This window comes from Actinomycetospora atypica (genome assembly GCF_042653685.1).
GTDB lineage: Bacteria > Actinomycetota > Actinomycetes > Mycobacteriales > Pseudonocardiaceae > Actinomycetospora > Actinomycetospora atypica.
In genome coordinates, this window is record NZ_JBHSIV010000042.1 from 1 (window position 1) to 20,745 (window position 20,745).

Genomic DNA, 20,745 nt, shown 5'->3' on the forward strand with positions numbered 1-20,745 from the left:
CCCGGTCGGGCCGTCGCCGGGGCGCAGCGGGGCGGGCGTGCCCATGCCGACCGGTCCCCAGCCCGGGGTGCCGGGGAGCGCGGGGTCGCCGCCGGGCGGGACGGCGAGCGCGCTGCGGGAGGCGACGGGCGAGGGGGGCGCGGTGTTCGTCGCGGGAGCCGGGGCGGGCGCGGCCTCGACGCCGTCGTCGGCGGACAGCGCCGCCGAGAGGGCCCAGATCAGGCAGGCCAGGACGAGCACCACGGCGATCGTCGCCACGGCCCGCCGCCGCCAGTACACCGACGGCGGGAGCGGTCCCACCGGCTCCAGCATGTGACGGACGGTAGAAGCTGTGTCGCACAGTGCGACCGTCCCGCGCCGCGCCGTTCCCCGAACTCACCCGAGCGGGGAGTGGCGTCCCGCGCGGGGCAGGATTTCCGGCGATGACCGCGCACGCCCTCTCGGACCGGCTCCTGCCGTGGTACGCCGCCCACGCCCGCGACCTGCCGTGGCGCGCCCCGGACGTCACCGGATGGGGTGTGCTGGTCAGCGAGATCATGCTGCAGCAGACCCCGGTCGCGCGGGTCGACCCGCTCTGGCGCGAGTGGCTGGTCCGCTGGCCGCGGCCCTCCGACCTCGCCGCGGCGTCCACCGCCGACGTGCTGCGCGCCTGGGGCCGGCTCGGCTACCCGCGCCGGGCCCTGCGCCTGCAGGCCGCCGCCGCCGTGATCGCCGAGGAGCACGGCGACGTCGTCCCCGACGACGTCCCGACCCTGCTCGCGCTCCCCGGCATCGGCGCCTACACCGCCCGCGCGGTCGCCGCCTTCGCCTACGGGCGCCGCTGCCCGGTGGTCGACACGAACGTCCGGCGGGTGGTCGCCCGGGCCGTGCACGGGCGCGCCGAGGCGGGCGACGCCGCCGCCCGCGACCTGCCCGACACCGAGGCGCTGCTGCCGCCCGACGAGGACGCCGCCGCCCGCACGTCGGCCGCCCTGATGGAGCTCGGCGCGACCGTGTGCGTGGCCCGCGGCCCCCGCTGCACCGACTGCCCGGTCCTCGACCTCTGCGCCTGGCAGCACGCGGGCCGACCCGCGTGGGACGGGCCGGTGCGCAGGGCCCAGCGCTGGGCGGGCACCGACCGGCAGGTCCGCGGCCGACTGCTCGACGTCCTGCGGGGCGCCCCCGGCCCCGTCGGCCCCGACGCCCTCGAGGCCGCGTGGCTCACCGACCCCGCCCAGCGCGCCCGCTGCCTCGACTCGCTGCTCGTCGACGGCCTCGTCGAGCAGCTCGCCGACGGTCGTTTCGCGCTCCCCGGGGAGTCCGACGACTCGTCGTAGGGTGGAGTCATGTCCGTCGTGAAGATCAATGCCATCAAGGTCCCCGAGGGCAACGGCGAGGAGCTGGAGCGCCGTTTCGCCGCCCGCGGGGAGTCGATCAAGGACACCCCGGGCTTCCTGGGCTACGAGCTGCTCCGCCCCACCGCCGGGGACGACCGCTACTTCGTCTACACCCGCTGGGAGACCGAGGAGGCGTTCGTCAACTGGCGCGACGGCGGCGCCGCGGCCGCCGCGCACGCCGGGGAGCGCAAGCAGCCGGTGTCCTCGGGCGCCGACCTCATGGAGTTCGAGGTGGTCCTCTCGGTCGGCAAGCCCGGCGGGGAGTCCTGACCGCACCGACGGCCGAGGAGCTCGACCGGGCCGCCGACCTCCTGCGCGGGGCGGCGGCCCTGGTCGTCGCCGCCGGCGCCGGGATGGGCGTCGATTCGGGGCTGCCCGACTTCCGCGGCCCCGAGGGCTTCTGGCGCGCCTACCCGCCCTACCGGCGGCTCGGGCTGCGGTTCGAGGAGCTGGCCGACCCGGCGCACTTCGACGACGATCCCGAGCTCGCCTGGGGCTTCTACGGCCACCGGCTCGCGCTCTACCGCGCGACGACGCCGCACGCCGGCTTCGGGGTGCTGCTCGGCTGGTCGCGGCGCCTGCCCACGCGGGTGTTCACCTCGAACGTCGACGGAGCGTTTCAGGCCGCCGGGTTCGCTCCGGAGGCCGTGACCGAGTGCCACGGCGCGATCGGCGCGCTGCAGTGCTCCGTCCCCTGCCACGACGGCACGTGGTCGGCCGACGACGTCGTCGTCGGGATCGACGAGGCGACGATGCGGGCCGTGCCGCCGCTGCCGGCGTGCCCGCGGTGCGGGGCCGTCGCCCGGCCGAACATCCTCATGTTCGGCGACGGGTCGTGGGTGCCGGGGCACCACGCGGCACGCGCCGCCGAGCACCGGACCTGGCTGCGGGCCCACCCGGACACCGCCGTCATCGAGCTCGGCGCCGGTACCGCCGTGCCCACGGTGCGACGCCACGCCGAGCTCGCGAGCGCGGCCTCCGGGCGGCTGGTGCGGGTCAACGTGCGCGAGCCGGAGGTCCGGCACGGGCGCGGCGTCGCGATCGCCGCCGGGGCGCGGGAGACCCTGGAGGCGCTCGACGCCCGGCTCGCCGACGCCTGGCGCTGAGCTCTACGCCACGGTCACCCCGGCGAGCCGCAGACCCCGCGCGGCCGCGACCCGCTCCGCCTCGTCGTCCAGCAGGTCCGGGCGGAGCTCGTCGAACGCCGTCACGGCGAGGGAGAGCTTCGTCCCCGACGCCGACGGGCGCCACGTCCCGACGATCTCCGTCCCCACCAGGACCGCGCCCGGCTGGCCGAGCGCGGGCCACAGCAGCCGGCGCCGCGCATCGTCGGGAACGAGGAGCTTGCGGTCGCGGCCGGAGAGCAGCGGGTCGAACGGCGGCAGCAGCCGCAGCCCGGGTGGGGCGGGCGGGTCGGCGAGCCGGTCGAGCGCGTCCGGCGTCACCCACGCCCGGCGGCCCTCCACCGTGACCGCCGCGAGGTCCGCCGCCTCGACGGCCGGGCGCAGCGTCGTGGCCGAGGTGCCGACCCACCCCCCGAGGTCGGCGGTGGAGACGGGCCCGAGCACCGCCACCGCAGCCGTCACGAGCCGGGCCACGGCCTCGACGGTCCCGGGGCCCTCCGAGTGCCGCCAGCCCGCGGGCGGCGGGGTGAGGAGCATCGTGCGGCCGGCGTCGACGGTGATGCCGGCGGGCAGGGCGGCGAGGCGCATCAGCTGCTCGTGCACGTGGACCGCGTGGCAGCCCGCGCAGTCGCGCTGCATCTCCCGCGGCAGCACCCGGCTCACCGCCGTCGACACCTCGCCCTTCGTCATCGGCCCGGTGACGACCTCGGCCAGCGCCGCCGCGGTGCGGTCGATCGCCACGAGCGCCTCGGGGACGGCTTTGTTCAGCCGCGCGGCGGCATCGGCCTCGTCGAGCGGGCGCAGCCGGGCGGCCCACTCCTGCAGCGAGCCCGGCGTGTGCCGGTGCGGGGCCCCGCGGTGGGTCCAGGCGAGCTCGCCCGGGCCGACCGGGTCGGGCAGCCGGGCCGCGGTCGCCAGCGCGACCGAGTGGCCGTGGTGCTGGACCCCGAGGTCGAGCACGGCCGCGGCCTCGTCGGGACCCTCCCGCCGCAGGCCCTGGGAGGCGATCCGGAACGCGAGGGCCGCGCTGCGCGTGACGTCCATGCGGGCAGCCTGCCCTGCCCCCACTGACACCTCCTGTCAGGTCCGGTCATGATGGCGCCGTGAGCTCCGTCCGCGCCGTACCCGAGACCACGGACATGCACGGCGGCGACCTCTCCGCCGACGACGCGTGGCACACCGCCCGCCGGGTCGGCCTCCTCGCGCTGCTGCAGGGGTCGTTCCTGCGCTTCCGCTACGGCGACGGCTTCAGCCACGCGCGCGCGTTCGCCCTGCAGCTGGCGCTCGCGACCGTGCCGCTCATCATCGCGGGCAGCGGGCTCGCGTCGGTGATCGGCGCCGAGTCGGTCGCGCAGGTCGTGGCGCGCACCGTCGTCGCGGTCTCCCCCGGCACCGGCGACCAGCTCCTCGCCGACGTGGTCGACCGCGGGTCCGCCCCGGCCGGGGACGACGAGGACGACCCGCGCAGCGAGAACCTGGGCGAGCTCGCCGTCGGCTTCGGACTGGTCACCGCCTTCGCGGCCCTGACGAGCGCCTTCGCGCAGCTCGAGCGCGGGGCCAACCGCGTGTACGGCGTGGAGCGCGACCGACCGGCCCTGCGCAAGTACACCCGGGCCGCGGCCCTCACGGCGACCGCCGGGGTGGCGCTCGGGGTCGGGCTCGTCCTCATCGTCGCCGGCGGCCCGTTCGGCGACGCGATCGAGGAGGTCTACCGCTGGGGCGACGTCACCGAGACGGTGTGGGACGTGGTGCGCTGGCCGGTGGGCCTCGCGGCGCTCGTCGTGGCCGTGACGACGCTCTTCCGGTTCGCGCCCCGACGCCACCAGCCGGGGCTGTCCTGGCTCGGGCTGGGGGCGGGCCTGACGGTGGCCGCGTGGCTGGTCGCCTCCGGCGCGATCGCGCTCTACGTGTCCGTCTCCGGGGAGTTCTCGGCGACCTACGGGCCGCTCGCCGGGATCATGGTGCTGCTGCTCTGGGCGTTCGCGACCGGTGTCGCGCTGCTCGCCGGGATCGCGGTGTCGGCGCAGCTGGAGGCGGTGCGGGGCGGCGTCGAGGACCCGCTGCTCCTCGACGCCGACGACGACGGGGTCCCCGACGAGCGCGCACCGGTGGGTGGGTGACAAAACCTGTCAGGTGATGGGGTAGACCTGACCCCGTGCGAGCGAGCCGACTGCTCTCCCTGCTGCTCCTGCTGCAGACGCACGGACGCATGACGGCGCGCGAGCTCGCCGACGAGCTCGAGGTCTCGATCCGCACGATCTACCGCGACATGGACGCCCTGTCGGCCTCCGGGGTCCCGGTGTACGCCGACCGCGGTCCCGACGGCGGCTACTCCCTGCTCGAGGGGTACCGCACCCAGCTGACCGGGATGTCGCCCGACGAGGCCGAGTCGCTCGCCATGGCCGGGATGCCGACGGTGGCCGCCGAGCTCGGCCTCGGCCGGGTGCTCGCCGCGGCGCAGCTCAAGGTGCAGGCCGCCCTGCCCGACGAGCTCGCGGAGCGCTCCCGGCGCATCGCCGAGCGCTTCCACCTCGACGCGCCCGGCTGGTTCCGGGAGGCCGACCACGTCCCCACGCTCACCGGGATCGCCGACGCCGTGTGGAACCAGCGGGTGGTGCGGGTGCGCTACCTGCGCTGGGGTTCCACCGAGGTCGAGCGCGAGCTGGAGCCGCTCGGCATCGTCCTCAAGGGCGGCGTCTGGTACCTCGTGGCGCGGCCGCACGCCGGGGGCGACCCCCGCACCTACCGGATCACCCGGGTGCTGGAGCTCGAGACGCTCGACGGGCGGTTCGAGCGGCCCGAGGGGTTCGACCTCTTCCACTACTGGACGGCCCGGACCTCGGAGCTGGACGCGACGCTCTACCAGGCCGAGGCCTCCGTCCGGCTGTCCCCGTGCGGGATGGAGCTCGCCCCCGTGGTGCTGCGCCCCCACACGGCACGGGCGCTGGCGGAGCGGACGTGGCCGGTCGACGACGAGGGCTGGACCTGCGCGGTGATCCCCATGGAGTCGATCGCCGCGACCCGCTCGGAGCTCCTGGGGCTGGGCGCCGAGGTGGAGGTGGTGTCGCCGGCGACGCTGCGCGAGCAGATGGCGGACGCGGTGTCGGCGCTGGCGTCGCTGTACGCCCCCTGAGCACCGCACCCACTACGGTTCACTCCGACGGCGGATCGGCCGCCGGGCCCGGGGGAGGCACACGTGGCGAATCCCGACGAGGCGGCGGTCGGTCCCGACGGCACCGCCCGGCCGACCACCCCCTCTGCCGAGCATGCGCCGGCGCCCGAGGCCCAGGCCGCGCCGCGGACGACGTGGTTCGGCAAGGAGTACTCCCCCGAGGAGATCGAGGCCGCCAAGCAGCAGTGGCGCGACATGCGGCCGTGGGAGAGCCCCATGGCCCGCGCCGACAAGGTCCTCATCTACTCGACGCTGACGATCATCGTCGTGATGCTGCTGTCGCTCCCGGTGCGGCCGTTCCTGCTGGCCACGCACCCCCTCGCCCTGGCCGCGGTCACGGGCAGCCTCTCGGCCATCGGCGCGGCGGCGGCGTTCGCGCGGGTCGGCGGCACCGACGTCTGGCTCGTGGTCGCGGCGGGCGTCTTCGGGATGATCAAGTTCGACTGGCTCTTCTGGTGGGCCGGCCGCCGGTGGGGCGCGAAGGGCGTGCGGTTCTTCACCCCGCCCGGCCGCGCCCAGCGCTTCGTCGAGAAGGTGCAGTCCTGGCCGGCGTGGGGCAAGGCGCTGCTCGTCGTCGCGGCCGCCCTGCCCGGGGTGCCCTCGCTGCCGCTGTTCCTGCTGGCCGGCCTCTCGGGGATCCCGCTGGTGGCGTTCCTCGTCTTCGACGCGATCGGGGCGGGGCTCATCGCGGGACTCGTCACGTGGCTCGGCTACTCGCTCGGACAGACCGCCGTCGACGTCGTCCTCAAGATCGACCAGTACGCGCTCTGGATCAGCCTCGCGCTCATCGTGGTCGTGTCGATGCGCGCCGGGCGCAAGCAGCAGGGCGCGGCCGGGCCGGGACGTCCGACCCCCTGAGCGTGTCCCGATCCTGACGTCCGGCGTCAGCGATGGGCCATCGCTGACACACCGGGGGACCCGGAGAACGACGAACGCCCCGCCCCCCACGAGGGGGACGGGGCGTTCGTGGTCTCAGGGCTGGATCAGCCCTCGGCCGCGTCCGAGGTGCCGGCCGTGGCCACCTCGGGCGTGTCGGGCACCGGGGTGGGCTTGGGCTCGCCCCGGAAGGTGAACTTCGCCGACTCGGGAGCCGGCTTGGTGACGCCCTTGTCGTCGACCTCCGCCTCCCAGCCCTCGACGTCGACCAGCACGATCTGCCCGGGCTCGATCTCCCCGAACAGGATCTTCTCCGAGAGCTGGTCCTCGATCTCGCGCTGGATCGTGCGGCGCAGCGGCCGCGCACCGAGCACGGGGTCGAAGCCGCGCTGGGCGAGCAGCTTCTTGGCCTGGTCGGTGAGCTCCAGCGCCATGTCCTTGTTCGCCAGCTGCTTCTCCGTGCGCGCGATCAGCAGGTCGACCATCTGCACGATCTCGTTCTCGGTGAGCTGGTGGAACACGACGATGTCGTCGATGCGGTTGAGGAACTCGGGACGGAAGTGCTTCTTCAGCTCGTCCGTGACCTTGTTCTTCATGCGCTCGTAGTTCGACGACGTGTCGGACCCCGACTGGAAGCCCAGGCCGACGGCCTTCGAGATGTCCTGCGTGCCGAGGTTCGAGGTGAACACGATGACCGTGTTCTTGAAGTCGACGACGCGACCCTGGCCGTCGGTGAGACGGCCGTCCTCGAGCACCTGCAGCAGGGTGTTGTAGACCTCGGAGTGGGCCTTCTCGATCTCGTCGAACAGCACCACCGAGAACGGCTTGCGGCGCACCTTCTCGGTGAGCTGGCCGCCCTCCTCGTAGCCGACGTACCCGGGAGGGGCACCGAAGAGCCGCGAGGCGGTGTAGCGGTCGTGGAACTCGCCCATGTCGATCTGGACGAGCGCGTCGTCGTCACCGAACAGGAACTCGGCGAGCGCCTTGGTCAGCTCGGTCTTCCCGACGCCCGAGGGCCCCGCGAAGATGAACGACCCCGACGGACGCTTCGGGTCCTTGAGGCCGGCCCGCGTGCGGCGCATGGACTGGGAGACCGAACGCACGGCCTCCTCCTGCCCGATGATCCGCTTGTGGAGCTCGTCCTCCATACGGAGCAGACGCGTGGTCTCCTCCTCGGTGAGCTTGAAGACGGGAATGCCGGTCCAGTTGGCCAGCACCTCGGCGATCAGCTCGTCGTCGACCTCCGCGACGACGTCGAGGTCACCCGACTTCCACTGCTTCTCCCGCTCGGACTTCTGGCCGAGGAGCTGCTTCTCCTCGTCGCGCAGGCGCGCGGCCTTCTCGAAGTCCTGCGCGTCGATCGCCGACTCCTTCTCACGACGCACGTCGGAGATCTTCTCGTCGAACTCGCGCAGGTCCGGCGGCGCGGTCATGCGGCGGATGCGCATGCGGGCGCCGGCCTCGTCGATCAGGTCGATCGCCTTGTCGGGCAGGAACCGGTCGTTGATGTAGCGGTCGGCCAGCGTGGCCGCCGCGACCAGCGCCGGGTCGGTGATCGAGACGCGGTGGTGCGCCTCGTACCGGTCGCGCAGGCCCTTGAGGATCTCGATGGAGTGCGCCACCGAGGGCTCCCCCACCTGGATCGGCTGGAAGCGGCGCTCGAGCGCGGCGTCCTTCTCGACGTGCTTGCGGTACTCGTCGAGGGTCGTCGCCCCGATGGTCTGCAGCTCGCCGCGGGCCAGCATCGGCTTGAGGATCGACGCGGCGTCGATCGCGCCCTCGGCGGCACCCGCACCCACGAGCGTGTGGAGCTCGTCGATGAACAGGATGATGTCGCCGCGGGTGCGGATCTCCTTGAGGACCTTCTTCAGGCGCTCCTCGAAGTCACCGCGGTAGCGCGAGCCCGCCACGAGCGACCCGAGGTCGAGCGTGTAGAGCTGCTTGTCCTTCAGCGTCTCGGGCACCTCGCCCTTGACGATGGCCTGCGCCAGGCCCTCGACGACGGCGGTCTTGCCGACGCCGGGCTCGCCGATGAGGACGGGGTTGTTCTTGGTCCTCCGGGAGAGGACCTGCATGACCCGCTCGATCTCCTTCTCCCGGCCGATGACCGGGTCCAGCTTGCCCTCGCGGGCCGACTGGGTGAGGTTGCGACCGAACTGGTCGAGCACGAGCGACGACGACGGCGTGCCCTCGCCGCGCTGACCGCCGGACTCCGCGGGCTCCTTGCCCTGGTAGCCCGAGAGCAGCTGCAGCACCTGCTGGCGCACGCGGTTGAGGTCGGCTCCGAGCTTGACGAGGACCTGGGCCGCCACGCCCTCGCCCTCGCGGATCAGCCCGAGCAGGATGTGCTCGGTGCCGATGTAGTTGTGGCCGAGCTGCAGCGCCTCGCGCAGCGACAGCTCCAGCACCTTCTTGGCGCGCGGGGTGAACGGGATGTGCCCGCTCGGGGCCTGCTGACCCTGGCCGATGATCTCCTCGACCTGCTGGCGCACACCCTCCAGGGCGATGCCCAGCGACTCGAGCGCCTTGGCGGCGACGCCCTCGCCCTCGTGGATCAGTCCGAGCAGGATGTGCTCGGTCCCGATGTAGTTGTGGTTGAGCATCCTGGCCTCTTCCTGGGCCAGGACGACCACCCGCCTCGCGCGGTCGGTGAACCTCTCGAACATTCGTCACTCCTGACTGCTGCGCCGGCGGACTCCCGCGCGGCCACCTCTCCCGCTAGGCGGTGAGGCCTCCCGCGGACCCTGGCTGGTGCCCTCCCACGCCCTCGCGGGGGCGTGATAGCAGAGCACCGTACGACCATCCTAATCGCCGTGGGCGACGAGACCGGGTGTCACGGCGTGTAGCGCCGTGACGGCAGCCACGTCCGTCCACGTCGATCAGCGATGACCGACCACTGCCGGGAAGCGCGGACGCGCACCCCGCACGGCCACCTGCTGGCCACCGTGTCGTGTCCAACGATGCCCGTTGCACCGCTGTTCCGGGAAGGCGTTCGCCGAGGGAGTAATCCCGGATCGGGCGACGTCCGGGGTCGGTCGGCAGATGCTGCCGACCGACCCGCTCGGTCCCCGGTTCAGGAGGGCGCCGGGTAGCCCATGACGTCGAGGATGAGCGGTGACCGCCCGGTCTGCGGGCCCGCCCCGGCCCGGTCGATCCCGAACGGCACCGGCCCCGAGGACCCCTGCACGATCGACTCGTCGGAGGTCACGCGTCCCTCGAGGGTGAACGAGTCGAACTCGAAGGGCAGGCCGTTCGCGGCCAGGGGGTCGGTCCGGTCCATCACGTGGAAGTGCAGGTGCGGGGCACTCGTGTTGCCGGAGTTGCCGAGCTTCCCGAGCACCTGCCCGCGGCGCAGCGGCTGGCCGACCGCGAGGTTCAGCGGGTTGCCCGGTTCCAGGTGGGCGTAGAAGGCGTAGCGCCCGCCGCCGAGGTCCTGCACCACGTGGTTGCCGCCGTACTCGGCGAGCGACAGGCCGTTCGGGTTCGCCCCGGGCGGCTGCATCGGCAGGTCGCTGACGAGCCCGACCACCGGCCCGTCGGCGACGGCCAGGACGTCCGACCCCACGTACGGGTAGCTGGCCAGGTCCGTCGGCGCCCCGGTCATCATCCGGCCGGAGGCGTCCACCCGGACGTAGTCGATGGCGAACCGCTCCGGCGCCCACAGGCGGCCGTCGATCGGGCTGACCGCCCCGCGGTGCGCACCCAGCCGGCAGCAGCTGTCGCCGTCGACCCAGCCGCCGCCCGCGAGCGGCGGCGAGATCCGCACCGGCGGCGCCCGGTCCACGTCCACCCCGCCCACGGGCTCGACGAGGGTCGCCGGCACCAGCGGCGGGTCGGGCTGGGCGAAGCGCACGGTGAGGCGGTGCTCGAGGCGGGCGGGCACGGGATCGGTCGGGGCGAGCGAGACGTCCAGCCAGATCAGGCCGCCCTGGCCGCCCTGGAGGTCGCGGGTCCCCACGGTGCCGCCGAACGGCTTGATCCAGGCGGCCAGGCCGTCGCCCTCGAGCCGCAGCAACGGCCGGCCGTCCCCGACGACCTCCACCGCGTCGACGGTCGCCGGCGAGGTGAGGATGTTGGTCACCTGCAGCTCGTAGGCGAGGTGCACACGGCCGTCGGTGGCGGGCACCGGGATCGGGGCGTCGAGGACCGACGCCGCGACCGGGGTGAACACGGAGACACCCCCGGGGACGCCGTCCGAGGCGGACGGCCCACCGAACGGCCCCTGCACCCCGTCGGCGGGGGACGCCGGGGTCGTCGGCGGGGGCGCGGCCGCCGGAGCGGGGCTGCCGCAGGCCGCGAGGACCGTCACCACCACGAGCAGGGCGCCCACCACCGCGGCGCGCCCACCTCCGTACATCCGCACCGCGGCCTCCCGTGATCGGCACGGTCCGGAGATGTCGGATTCGCACCGGTCCGTGGACGTCCGACGCTAGGAGCCGCATGATCGACGCGCTGTCAGCGCGACGACAGCTGCGCTGGGCCGGGCGGGTGAGGACCTTCGGGCGGGGGGACGGGGGATTCCTGGTGTCGGTGACCGACGAACGGACCGGGCGCGTCCAGGACGTCCTGCGCCGGTGCCCCCAGTTCCGCGAGCTCGACGACGGGGCGATCCGGGCGCTCGCCGGCGCCTCGACCTTCCGGCGCTACGGGGCCGGCGAACCGGTCTTCCTCGAGGGCGGCCCGGGCGACGCGATGTTCGTCCTGTGCCGGGGTGTCGTCGTCGCGCGCCTGCACACCGCGACGGGGGACGTCATCGACCTCGGGGTGGCCCTCGAGGGGCACGCGTTCGGCTACTTCGAGGTCCTGCGGCCCGCCCCGCGCACGGAGGACGCGGTGGCCGTCCGGGAGTCGACGGTCCTCGTCGTACCGGCCGCGGCCGCCCTGCGGGCGCTGCGGACCAGCCCGGACGCCCTCCTCGCGATCGCGCAGGACCTCGTCCGGATCGTCGGGCTGCAGAACCGCGCGCGCAGCGGGCTGCGGCGCCGCGTGGACCAGCGCGTCGCCACGCTCCTGCTCGAGCTCGCCGCCGGGAGCGACGTCGTCGACCTCCGCGGGCCGCAGTCCCTGCTCGCGCAGCGCCTCGGCGTCGCCCGCCAGAGCGTCAACGGCGCCCTGCACGAGCTGGCCGCGCGCGGCCTGCTCGTGCTGCACCCCGGCGGGCGCCGGATGACGCTCGACCGCGCGGCCCTGGCGGCGCACGCGACCGCGACCTGAGGCCGTCGTGCGCACCCTCGTCATCGGCCACGACCACGTCGCCGGCCTCGGCCACCTCGACCTCGGCCCGGTCACCTGGTTCACCGTGGTCGGCGAGGACCGGTTCGACGACCCCGACGTCGCGGTGAGCTTCCCCGACCCGGCCGCGTACGACCTCGTCGTGACCCTCGGGGCGCCCTGGCCCCGCGAGCGGATCGCGGGCTGGGCGGCCGACGAGGTCCGCTTCCTCGACGCGGCCCGGCGCGGCGGCGCCGCGGTGCTCGGCGTCTGCTTCGGCGCCCAGCTCGTCGCGGAGATGCTGGGCGGGTCCACCCGCCCGCTGCCGGTGCCGCGCCTCGGGTGGCGCGAGGTGACGCCGCACGACGACCGCGTCGCCGCCGGACCGTGGTTCTCCTGGCACGCCGCCCAGCTCGTGCCGCCGCCGGGGGCCACGGTGCTCGCCACCGATGACGACGGCGTGGCGGCGTTCCGTCACGGGCGCTGCGCGGGCGTCCAGTTCCACCCGGAGATGACCCCGGAGCTGCTCGACGACTGGCTCACGGTCCCGGGGGCTCCGGCGGTCGGGGACCTGCGGGCCGAGACGGCGCAGAAAGCCGCGGATGCCGCGGCAGCGGTGCCCGATCTGTTGCGCGCCCTCCTGTCGGGGACGATCCGTGAGGACCGGACGGAGTTCGCGGCGGTGGACCGAAAGGCCGCCCGGGGCGTACCAATAGCGGACCTCTGATCCGCGGATGCGGATTTGACCTCTTCTTCACGGTCGTGGAGCCGAACGGAAGTGAATGGCACGGCGGTCGTGGCGGTCGAGCAGGTCGACCGCCACGAACCACTAGCTGCTGTGTGCCTTGTGGTACGCCTCGCTGACCTCGGTGGGGATCCGCCCACGTTCGGAGACGTTGTACTCGGTGTTCTTGCGCGCCCACTCCCGGATCGCCTGGTTCTGCTCCCGGTCGACCGAGGCCCGGCCACCACCCTTGCGCGCCGGAGCGGCGGCGGGCGCGGCGGCGGCGCCCCGACCGGTGGACCGACGCCGACCTGCGGATCGCCGCGCGTGGCCGATGTAGTCGGCCAGGGAGTCGCGCAGCTTCGCCGCGTTCGCGTCCGACAGGTCGATCTCGAAGCTGCTCCCGTCGATCCCGAACTCGACGGTCTCGTCCGCCTCGGACTCGTCGAGGTCGTCGACGAGCGTCACGACCACTTTCTGCGCCACGCGTGAATTCCTTCCACGTCCCCCGCTGATCGGCGCACTCGTGGGTGCGCCGTGAACCGGAATGGTTCGCGGCGGAGCGTAAATGTGCTCACGGTGCCGTGTCGACCCACGTGGGCTGTTCCACTCGATCTCACATCCGGGCGGTCACCCCGACGGGACGAGTGGAAAGGTATTCGTCAGTCGGGAACGGCGGCGGAGTCGGGGACGACCACCGCGAACATGTCCGACAGCGCGGCCAGGCTCGCCGCCTGCAGCGACGTCGCGGGCACCGTCCCGTCGGGCCCCGGCAGGGATCGGGTCGCGGTGGCCGCCGACACCACGGTCGGGGCGTAGCCGGCGTTGAAGGCGCCGCGCGCCGTCGAGTTGACGCACATGTGCGTCATGAACCCGGCCAGCACGAGGTTCGTCGCCCCGGCCCCGCGCAGGAACTCGTCGAGGTCGGTCCCGACGAAGGAGTTGGGGAAGTTCTTGACGATGCGGTGCTCGCCGTCGCGCGGGGCGACCGCGTCGACGATGGCGCCGATCTCGTCGTTCACGTCGTAGGGCGAGCCGGCACCGGCGTCGTGCTGGACGTGCACGATCGTCGCGCCGACCGAGCGGGCCCGCTCGAGCAGCCGCGCCGCCTCCTCGATGGCCGGCTCGACGTTCTCCAGGGCCATGACGCCCCGGGTGTAGGTGTTCTGCAGGTCGATCATGATCAGGGCGGACTCCGCCAGCGACGCCGGGACGTCGGGCATGCCGGTGAGCTCGCGCAGGGTGGTGCTGGGTTCGGACATGAGGTCTCCTCGTCGAGAACAGCGGATGAAGCAGGTCCTGATGAGACACCGAAGGGCACCCCCGGCACGAGGCCGGAAGTGCCCTTCGGTGGTGGTGCGACGGAGCTACGCGCCCTCGAGGGCCCGCCACTCGTCGTCGGAGAACAGCCGCGAGCGGATGATGAACCGGACGCCCTCGGGCGCCTCGACCGAGAACCCGCTGCCGCGCCCCTTGACGACGTCGACGGTGAGGTGCGTGTGCTTCCAGTACTCGAACTGCGACGCCGACATGTGGAAGCCGATCGGCTTCTCCAGTCCCTCGACCTCGAGGTCCCCGAGGTGGACGTCCTGCCCGCCGAGCTTGAACTCCCCGTCCGGGAAGCACATCGGCGCACTGCCGTCGCAGCACCCGCCGGACTGGTGGAACATCAGCGGACCGTGGATGCCGGTGAGCGTCACCAGGAGCTCGGAGGCCGCCGGGGACAGCGCGACGCGCGCCGTGGTCCCCGAGCCGGGCACCTCCGGCACCTCCGCGGTGACGTCCGTGTCCGTGCCGATCTCGGTCACGCGATCTCCTCCTCCTGCCGGCGCTGACCCCTCGGTCAGAAGAAGCCCTGCGCGTTCTGCGAGTAGCTGACCAGCAGGTTCTTGGTCTGCTGGTAGTGGTCGAGCATCATCTTGTGGTTCTCACGCCCGATGCCGGACTGCTTGTACCCGCCGAAGGCCGCGTGGGCCGGGTACTGGTGGTAGTTGTTCACCCAGACCCGGCCGGCCTGGATGTCGCGGCCGGCGCGGTAGGCGGTGGTGTTGTCGCGCGACCACACGCCGGCCCCGAGGCCGTAGAGGGTGTCGTTGGCGATCGACATGGCGTCGGCGTAGTCGGTGAACTTCGCGACCGAGAGCACCGGCCCGAAGATCTCCTCCTGGAAGATGCGCATCGCGTTGTTGCCCTCGAACACCGTCGGCTGGATGTAGTAGCCGCCGGAGAGGTCGCCCCCGAGGTCGCTCTTCTCGCCGCCGCAGAGGATCTTCGCGCCCTCCTGGCGGCCGATGTCGATGTAGGACAGGATCTTCTCGAACTGGTCGTTCGAGGCCTGCGCGCCGATCATCGTGTCGGTGTCGAGCGGGTTGCCCTGCTTGACCTGCTCGGTGCGCTTGACGGCCTGCGCCAGGAACTCGTCGTAGTGGCCCTGCTGGATGAGCGCCCGCGACGGGCAGGTGCAGACCTCGCCCTGGTTGAGGGCGAACATCGCGAAGCCCTCGAGCGCCTTGTCGTAGAACGCGTCGTTCTGCGAGGAGACGTCGTCGAAGAAGACGTTGGGGCTCTTGCCGCCGAGCTCCAGCGTGACCGGGATCAGGTTCTCCGAGGCGTACTGGGAGATCAGGCGGCCCGTGGTGGTCTCACCGGTGAAGGCGATCTTGCGGATGCGCGGCGAGGACGCGAGCGGCTTGCCCGCCTCGACGCCGAAGCCGTTGACGATGTTCAGCACACCGGCCGGCAGCAGGTCGCCGACGACGTCCATGAGCACGTGGATCGACGCCGGGGTCTGCTCGGCGGGCTTCAGGACGACCGCGTTGCCGGCGGCCAGGGCCGGGGCCAGCTTCCAGATCGCCATGAGGATCGGGAAGTTCCAGGGGATGATCTGCCCGACGACGCCCAGCGGCTCGTGGAAGTGGTAGGCGACCGTGTCCTCGTCGATCTGGGAGAGCGAACCCTCCTGCGCGCGGATCGCCCCGGCGAAGTAGCGCAGGTGGTCGATCGCGAGGGGGATGTCGGCCACGAGGGTCTCGCGGCAGGCCTTCCCGTTCTCCCAGCTCTCGGCGATGGCGATCTTCTCGAGGTTGGCCTCCATGCGGTCGGCCATCTTGTTGAGGATGCCGGCGCGCTCACCGACCGAGGTCTTCCCCCAGGCCGGGGCGGCGGCCCAGGCGGCGTCGAGGGCCTTCTCGACGTCCTCGGCGGTGCCGCGGGCGACCTCGCAGAAGTTCTGACCGGTGATCGGGGTCGGGTTCTCGAAGTACTGGCCCTTGACCGGCGCGACGTACTCGCCGCCGATCCAGTGGTCGTAGCGGGACTTGAAGGTGACGACGGAGCCGTCGGTCCCGGGGGGCGCGTAGGTGGTCATCGATGGTCCTCCAGGGGATCACTGTCCGTACTCGGTGTGACTCACGCTGCGCGTGCGTCTGTGATGCACGACGCTAGGGACTCGGGGGTTGCAGCAGAGTTGCACGCAGATGCGGTCATGATCTTCGACCGTCTGCCGCAACTGCGGGCAGTCCGGAGCAGGTAGGTCAGGGTTGCCTCACCTCTCCGTCCGGCGCACGATGATGTTCTCCTGGCGGCGAGGTCCACGGGGTGGTGGATGGCGAGAACCGGTCTCGACTTCTGGGGCGACCCGGTCGAGCGGGCGGCGCTGCTCGCGCGCGTGCGCGACGCGGTGCTCGGCGGCGGCAGCGGCGAGGTGGCCCCCCGCACCGTGGTCTCCGAGTCGTGGCGCCGGTCGCTCGCCGCCCACGTCGACCCCGACCGCGGCGCCCCGGCGCACGTGTTCGCCGACGGCGAGCTCGCCGCCGTCCGGGAGGCCCACCCGCTCGCGCCCGTGCTGCCGATCCTGCGCACCACGCTGCTCGAGATCGCCGACGAGGCGATGCACGTCATGATCGTCACCGATGCCCAGGGGCACATCCTGTGGCGCGAGGGCGCGGCCGGGATGCTGCACCTGGCCGACGACCTCGAGCTCGCCGAGGGCTTCCGCTGGAGCGAGGACTCCGCCGGCACCAACGCGATGGGCACCTCCCTCGCCTCCGGTGCGGCCGTGCAGATCCACTCCTCGGAGCACCTCGTCGCGCAGTACCACCGGTTCACCTGCGCGGCCGCCCCGATCCGCGACCCCGACTCGGGCGAGACCATCGGTGCCGTCGACCTCACCGGCGCGGTCCGCACCTTCCACCCCAGCACGCTCGCGCTGGTCACCGCGGCCGCCCGGCTGGCCGAGAACCACCTCGCCACCCGCCAGGCGATCCGCGACGAACGCCTGCGGACGCGCAACCTCCCGCACCTCTCGGGCCTCGGCGACTCCCCCGGCGCCCTGCTCAGCCCCGCGGGCCGCGTGCTCGCCGCGACACCCCACGGATGGATCGACCGCCGCATCGACCTCCCCGGCTCCGGCGGCCGCGTCAGCCTCGCCGAGCACGGCGAGGGCATCGTCGAACCGCTCGCCGAGGGCTGGCTGCTGCGCCTGGAGCGGCCCTCGACCACCCGGGTCCCCCGCACCCTGGCCCTGCCGTTCCTCGGGGCCCCGCGCCCCGTCGCCCGCCTCGACGGCCGCCCGGTGCGGCTCGGCGCCCGGCACGCCGAGCTGCTCGCCCTGCTCGCGATGCACCCCGAAGGGCTCTCCGCCGACGCCCTCGCGGTCGAGCTCTACGGCGAGCGCGGCAACCCCGTGACCGTCCGGGCCGAGATGCACCGCCTGCGCGGCCTGCTCGAGGCGGTGCCGAACGGCACGGGGGTGGTCAAGCCGCAGCCCTACCGCATCGACGCCCGGGTCGACGCCGACTTCCTGACGATGCGCGACGCCCTGCGGGCGGGCCGGGTCCCCGACACCGCCCTGGTCGGGCGCGGCGAACTCCTGCCGACCTCCGACGCCCCCGGCATCCGCGCGCTGCGCGACGAGCTCGACGTCGGGGTGCGCGCCGCCGTCCTGCGCGGCGGCGACACGGCCGCGCTGTGGGCCCTGTCCCGTACCCCCGCGGGGCGCGACGACCTCGCGCTGGTCGAGCGGCTGCGCCACCTGCTCCCGGTCAGCGACCCACGGCACGCGGAGCTGGGTCCGCCTCCCTGACCGCCCCGGCGTCCCCGTGGCGGCGGACCGCGAGGGACAGGACGAGCGCGATCGCGCACAGGGCGCCCGCGCCCCACCACGCGCCGTCGTAGCTGCCCGTCGTGTCCCGGACGAGGCCCGCCCCGAACGCGGCGAGCGCCGCGCCCACCTGGTGCGACGCGAAGACCCAGCCGAACACGATCGGCCCGCGCGCCCCGAAGCGCTCCCGGCACAGCGCGACCGTCGGGGGCACGGTGGCCACCCAGTCCAGCCCGTAGAAGACGATGAACGCCCACATCGGGGGCACCGTGGTCGGCGCGAGCAGCAGCGGCAGGACCAGCAGGGACGCCCCGCGCAGCCCGTAGTAGACGGCGAGCAGGCGCCGCGGGTCCCAGCGGTCGGTCAGCCACCCCGACGCGATCGTCCCGATCACGTCGAACACCCCGACGACCGCGAGCAGCCCGGCGGCCGTGGTCGCGGGCATCCCGTGGTCGTGCGCCGCAGGCACGAAGTGGGTGCCGAGCAGGCCGACCGTCGTCGCCCCGCAGATCGCGAAGCCGCCGGCCAGCAGCCAGAACGTCCGCGTCCGGGCCGCCTCGACGAGCACGGAGACCGCCCGCCGGCCCGCGCCGCCGGTGACGGCCGGGGCGTCGTCGGCAACGGCGGGGTCGGCGCCGTGCGCCACGGTCCCCACGTCGCGCGGGTGGTCGCGCAGGAACAGCAGCACCACCGGCACGACGACGAGGGCGCCGCCCGCCACGAGCAGCGACGCCGCCCGCCAGCCCAGGGTCTCCGACAGCGAGGCCATGAGCGGGAGGAACACCAGTCCCCCGGTCGCGCCCGCCGCGGTGAGGACCCCGCTGACCAGGCCGCGGCGGTGGACGAACCAGCGCCCGGTGACGGTCGCGACGAAGGCCAGCGCCATCGACCCGGTACCGACGCCCACGAGGACGCCCCAGAAGAGCATGAGCTGCCAGACCTGGGTCATCACCACGGTCAGGCCGCTCCCGGCCGCGACGAGCAGCAACGCGACCGAGACCACCCGGCGCATCCCGAAGCGCTCCATGAGCGCGGCCGCGAAGGGCGAGAACACGCCGTAGAGGACGAGGTTGATCGAGACCGCGGTGGAGATCGTCGCGGTGGACCAGCCGAACTCGTCGTGCAGCGGGGCGATGAGGACCCCGGGCGCCGACCGGAAGCCGGCGGCCCCCATGAGGGCCACGAACGCGGTCGCGGCGACGGCCCAGGGCCACCAGCTCGTGCGGGTCCGGGGCGTCGCGGTCGTCGGGGCCGTGTCGGTCACGAGCGTCGAGGATGCCGCCCCGGGCCTCGTCGTACCAGTGGCAGGAACGCCAGGGCGTGCAAGAATCCGGCCATGACGCACGTGGTGGCGGTGCTCGCCCTGCCCCCGGTGGTCGGCTTCGACCTCGCGATCCCGCCGCAGGTCCTCGGGACCGCCGAGCGCGACGGCCGGCCGCTCTACGACGTGCGGGTGTGCGGGCTGGAGCCCGGCCCGGTGGCGACGACCGCGGGCTACGCGCTGCACCTCGAGCACGGCCCGGAGGCCCTCGCGGCGGCCGACACCGTGATCGTCCCCGGCACGCACTACGTCCCCGCCCGGCGCGACGGCGTCCTGCCACCGGAGGTGCACGCCGCGCTCGCGACGGTGCCGGCGCACGCGCGGTGGATGTCGATCTGCACCGGCGCCTTCGTCCTGGCCGCCGCGGGCCGCCTCGACGGCCGCCGGGCCACCACCCACTGGGCGCGGGCCGCGGAGCTGCGCCGGCTGCACCCGGGGGTCGAGGTCGACGAGGACGTGCTCTTCGTCGACGAGGGCGACCTCGCCACCTCCGCGGGCCTCGCCGCCGGCATCGACCTGTGCCTGCACGTGCTGCGTGGCGACCACGGGGCGGCGGTGGCCAACGAGGTGGCCCGGCACCTCGTCGTGGCCCCGTGGCGCGACGGCGGGCAGGCGCAGTTCATCGAGCGCCCGCTGCCCGAGGGCGGCGACGGCGCCACCGCGGCGACCCGCGCGTGGGCACTCGAGCACCTCGGGGACCCGCTCGACGTCGCCGACCTCGCCGGGCACGCCCGGATGAGCGTGCGCACCTTCGCGCGCCGGTTCCGCGCCGAGACCGGCACCTCCCCGCACGCGTGGCTCGTCGCGCAGCGGGTCGCCCTGGCGCGCCACCTGCTCGAGGGCACCGACCTGCCGGTGGAGCAGGTGGCGGGCCGGGCCGGGCTGGGGACCGCGGCGTCCCTGCGCGCCCACCTCGCGGCGGACGTCGGGCTGTCGCCGCTGTCCTACCGGCGCGCCTTCCGGGCCCCGGGCTCGACCGGCCGGCCCTCGGCGGGCTGACCGGTGCGGCGCCGGTCCTCCCGGGCCCGCGCCGCCGCCCGCACCCGGCCGAAGACCAGCCGCAGCCCCTGCAGCGTGAGGTCGGGGACGTGGTGGGTGACCGTCTCGCACTCCGGCGCCACCACGGGGGCGAGCCCGCCGCACGCCACGACGGCCACCGGCCCGCGCCCCGAGGCGTCCTTCGCCGCGATCTCCGCGCCGAGGCGCCGGGCCAGGCCGTCGACCATCGCCGCGGCGCCCAGGACGAGGCCGACCTGCATGCCCTCCACGGTCGAGCGGCCGAGCACCGAGCGCGGCGCCACCAGCTCCACCGGGCGCAGCCCCGCCGCCCGCGCCGCCAGCGCGTCGGCCGACACCGCCACCCCGGCCGCGATCGCCCCGCCGAGGAACTCCCCGGCCGCCGACACGGCGTCGACCGTGGTGGAGGTCCCGAAGGTCACCACCACGCACGGCCCGCCGAAGCGCTGGTGTGCGGCGAGCGCCTGCACCACGCGGTCGGCGCCGACCTCCTTGGGGTTGTCGACCAGCAGCGGCACACCGGTGCGCACCCCCGGCTCCACCAGCACGTGCTCGACGCCGGCGAAGTGCTTGTCGAGCATCCCCCGCAGCTCGCGGAGCAGGGCCGGGACGGTCGAGAGCGCCGCGACCCCGTCGACCTCGGCCAGCAGGGGCCCGAGCATCCCGCGCACGGTGAGCGCGAGCTCGTCGGCGGTCGCGCGGCGCTCCGTCCGGATCCGCGCGTCCCACCGGGACGCGACGGCCGCGTCGTCGTCGGACCCCGAGGGGTAGAGCGCGAGCGCCGTCTGCGTGTTGCCGACGTCGATGCAGAGCAGCACGGCCT

19 protein-coding genes and 1 pseudogene are annotated in these 20,745 nt (G+C 74.1%); 10 read left to right on the forward strand and 10 right to left on the reverse strand.

The annotated features are described in order from the left end of the window. Positions 1-312 (reverse strand): annotated as a pseudogene (locus ACFPBZ_RS25695) (hypothetical protein); the annotation flags it as partial. Between the two features lie 110 nt (positions 313-422). On the opposite strand from ACFPBZ_RS25695, the gene ACFPBZ_RS25700 reads away from it, so the two are divergent. The 3 genes from ACFPBZ_RS25700 (at position 423) to ACFPBZ_RS25710 (ending at position 2,482) form a co-directional block, all read left to right on the forward strand. After that, on the forward strand, positions 423-1,316 hold the full coding sequence (locus tag ACFPBZ_RS25700; RefSeq protein WP_378038963.1) for an HhH-GPD family protein: 894 nt from the start codon (positions 423-425) through the stop codon (positions 1,314-1,316). Between the two features lie 9 nt (positions 1,317-1,325). Continuing rightward, positions 1,326-1,646, forward strand: a complete 321-nt coding sequence (locus tag ACFPBZ_RS25705; RefSeq protein ID WP_179796500.1) for an antibiotic biosynthesis monooxygenase family protein — start codon at positions 1,326-1,328, stop codon at positions 1,644-1,646. 83 nt (positions 1,647-1,729) lie between these two features. Continuing rightward, positions 1,730-2,482 (forward strand): SIR2 family NAD-dependent protein deacylase, encoded by a 753-nt coding sequence (locus ACFPBZ_RS25710; protein WP_378038964.1) that lies wholly within the window; start codon positions 1,730-1,732, stop codon positions 2,480-2,482. A 3-nt stretch (positions 2,483-2,485) separates the two neighbouring features. Here the strand turns inward: ACFPBZ_RS25710 and ACFPBZ_RS25715 are convergent, their stop codons facing one another. Continuing rightward, entirely contained in the window at positions 2,486-3,544 is a 1,059-nt protein-coding gene (locus tag ACFPBZ_RS25715; RefSeq protein ID WP_378038965.1) for a DNA glycosylase AlkZ-like family protein, read from the reverse strand. A gap of 59 nt (positions 3,545-3,603) precedes the next feature. On the opposite strand from ACFPBZ_RS25715, the gene ACFPBZ_RS25720 reads away from it, so the two are divergent. The 3 genes from ACFPBZ_RS25720 (at position 3,604) to ACFPBZ_RS25730 (ending at position 6,530) form a co-directional block, all read left to right on the forward strand. Then, positions 3,604-4,620 (forward strand): YihY/virulence factor BrkB family protein, encoded by a 1,017-nt coding sequence (locus tag ACFPBZ_RS25720; RefSeq protein WP_378038966.1) that lies wholly within the window; start codon positions 3,604-3,606, stop codon positions 4,618-4,620. 35 nt (positions 4,621-4,655) lie between these two features. Next, positions 4,656-5,633 carry a helix-turn-helix transcriptional regulator gene (locus ACFPBZ_RS25725; RefSeq protein ID WP_378038967.1) on the forward strand — a complete coding sequence of 326 codons (978 nt, stop codon included), beginning with the start codon at positions 4,656-4,658 and terminating at the stop codon, positions 5,631-5,633. Positions 5,634-5,696: 63 nt separating this feature from the next. Continuing rightward, positions 5,697-6,530, forward strand: a complete 834-nt coding sequence (locus tag ACFPBZ_RS25730; RefSeq protein ID WP_378038968.1) for a DedA family protein — start codon at positions 5,697-5,699, stop codon at positions 6,528-6,530. 125 nt (positions 6,531-6,655) lie between these two features. Here the strand turns inward: ACFPBZ_RS25730 and ACFPBZ_RS25735 are convergent, their stop codons facing one another. Together ACFPBZ_RS25735 and ACFPBZ_RS25740 are read right to left on the reverse strand one after the other, a co-directional pair. After that, positions 6,656-9,214, reverse strand: coding sequence for an ATP-dependent Clp protease ATP-binding subunit (locus ACFPBZ_RS25735; protein ID WP_378038969.1), 2,559 nt, complete (start codon positions 9,212-9,214; stop codon positions 6,656-6,658). A 407-nt stretch (positions 9,215-9,621) separates the two neighbouring features. Further along, entirely contained in the window at positions 9,622-10,905 is a 1,284-nt protein-coding gene (locus tag ACFPBZ_RS25740; protein WP_378038994.1) for a M23 family metallopeptidase, read from the reverse strand. An 83-nt stretch (positions 10,906-10,988) separates the two neighbouring features. Here ACFPBZ_RS25740 and ACFPBZ_RS25745 point away from each other — a divergent pair, with 83 nt between their 5' ends. Continuing rightward, the gene (locus ACFPBZ_RS25745; RefSeq protein ID WP_378038970.1) at positions 10,989-11,762 is read left to right on the forward strand and encodes a Crp/Fnr family transcriptional regulator; all 774 of its coding nucleotides are present in this window, start codon (positions 10,989-10,991) and stop codon (positions 11,760-11,762) included. Between the two features lie 7 nt (positions 11,763-11,769). Further along, entirely contained in the window at positions 11,770-12,486 is a 717-nt protein-coding gene (locus ACFPBZ_RS25750) for a type 1 glutamine amidotransferase (protein WP_378038971.1), read from the forward strand. A gap of 102 nt (positions 12,487-12,588) precedes the next feature. Here ACFPBZ_RS25750 and ACFPBZ_RS25755 read toward each other — a convergent pair whose 3' ends face one another. From ACFPBZ_RS25755 to exaC, 4 genes are all read right to left on the reverse strand, one after another. Beyond that, on the reverse strand, positions 12,589-12,969 hold the full coding sequence (locus ACFPBZ_RS25755; RefSeq protein WP_378038972.1) for a histone-like nucleoid-structuring protein Lsr2: 381 nt from the start codon (positions 12,967-12,969) through the stop codon (positions 12,589-12,591). A gap of 176 nt (positions 12,970-13,145) precedes the next feature. Continuing rightward, on the reverse strand, positions 13,146-13,745 hold the full coding sequence (locus tag ACFPBZ_RS25760; RefSeq protein ID WP_378038973.1) for a cysteine hydrolase family protein: 600 nt from the start codon (positions 13,743-13,745) through the stop codon (positions 13,146-13,148). A gap of 105 nt (positions 13,746-13,850) precedes the next feature. Continuing rightward, entirely contained in the window at positions 13,851-14,243 is a 393-nt protein-coding gene (locus tag ACFPBZ_RS25765) for a DUF779 domain-containing protein (protein WP_378038995.1), read from the reverse strand. An 83-nt stretch (positions 14,244-14,326) separates the two neighbouring features. Further along, a complete protein-coding gene (gene exaC / locus ACFPBZ_RS25770) occupies positions 14,327-15,850 on the reverse strand; it encodes an acetaldehyde dehydrogenase ExaC (RefSeq protein WP_378038974.1) in 1,524 nt (507 codons plus the stop codon). Between the two features lie 237 nt (positions 15,851-16,087). Between exaC and ACFPBZ_RS25775 the strand changes: the two genes are divergently transcribed. Beyond that, positions 16,088-17,566 (forward strand): helix-turn-helix domain-containing protein, encoded by a 1,479-nt coding sequence (locus ACFPBZ_RS25775; protein ID WP_378038975.1) that lies wholly within the window; start codon positions 16,088-16,090, stop codon positions 17,564-17,566. On the opposite strand, the gene ACFPBZ_RS25780 is transcribed toward ACFPBZ_RS25775, so the two are convergent. Then, positions 17,526-18,758, reverse strand: a complete 1,233-nt coding sequence (locus ACFPBZ_RS25780) for an MFS transporter (protein WP_378038996.1) — start codon at positions 18,756-18,758, stop codon at positions 17,526-17,528. The genes ACFPBZ_RS25775 and ACFPBZ_RS25780 overlap by 41 nt on opposite strands. A 162-nt stretch (positions 18,759-18,920) precedes the next feature. Between ACFPBZ_RS25780 and ACFPBZ_RS25785 the strand changes: the two genes are divergently transcribed. Next, positions 18,921-19,904, forward strand: a complete 984-nt coding sequence (locus ACFPBZ_RS25785) for a GlxA family transcriptional regulator (RefSeq protein WP_378038976.1) — start codon at positions 18,921-18,923, stop codon at positions 19,902-19,904. On the opposite strand, the gene ACFPBZ_RS25790 is transcribed toward ACFPBZ_RS25785, so the two are convergent. Beyond that, positions 19,850-20,740, reverse strand: a complete 891-nt coding sequence (locus ACFPBZ_RS25790; protein ID WP_378038977.1) for a type III pantothenate kinase — start codon at positions 20,738-20,740, stop codon at positions 19,850-19,852. The genes ACFPBZ_RS25785 and ACFPBZ_RS25790 overlap by 55 nt on opposite strands. Between the last annotated feature and the right edge of the window lie 5 nt (positions 20,741-20,745).